Here is a 415-nt window from a genome sequence, read left to right as displayed (position 1 = left end):
GCCGCCTTTCCGAAAACGGTCCAACCCGCCACCGACACCCCCGGCGACCCCTCCGCCGTCGATCGCCTCCGATCCTTCGTCGACCACCAGATCAGCCGCCTCGAAACCCTCCGCCCGATCGTCTGGGACGAGATCGACCGCCCCGAGGCCGACGCCATCGAGGTCGCCGCCCTGATCGACACCTCCAAGGCCGGCCAGCTCCGCCACCGCTACCGCCGCGACGCCTTCCGCGACTTCCACACATCCCTCAACGCCCTGACCCGGCTGCGCTCCGAACGCTCGAAGACCTTCGCCCGCGAGGCGAAGCTCATGGACGCCTCCCGCTCCCAGCACTCCGACCGCCCCGCCTTCGTCCCTCCCTCGGCCGATTGGCCCGATCCTCCCCGCGTCGATTCCCGAAACGAACCCCCGCCCG

Annotated in this window: 1 protein-coding gene; it reads left to right on the top strand. The window is 70.8% G+C overall.

The features are described from left to right. The coding region (locus HG800_RS26820; protein WP_169981482.1) for a hypothetical protein at window positions 1-415 on the top strand (415 nt) is incomplete at both ends.

Source organism: Tautonia rosea (assembly GCF_012958305.1).
Classification (GTDB): domain Bacteria; phylum Planctomycetota; class Planctomycetia; order Isosphaerales; family Isosphaeraceae; genus Tautonia; species Tautonia rosea.
The sequence above is the reverse complement of the archived record's forward strand: the minus strand, read 5'-3'. Positions and strand labels throughout refer to the sequence as shown.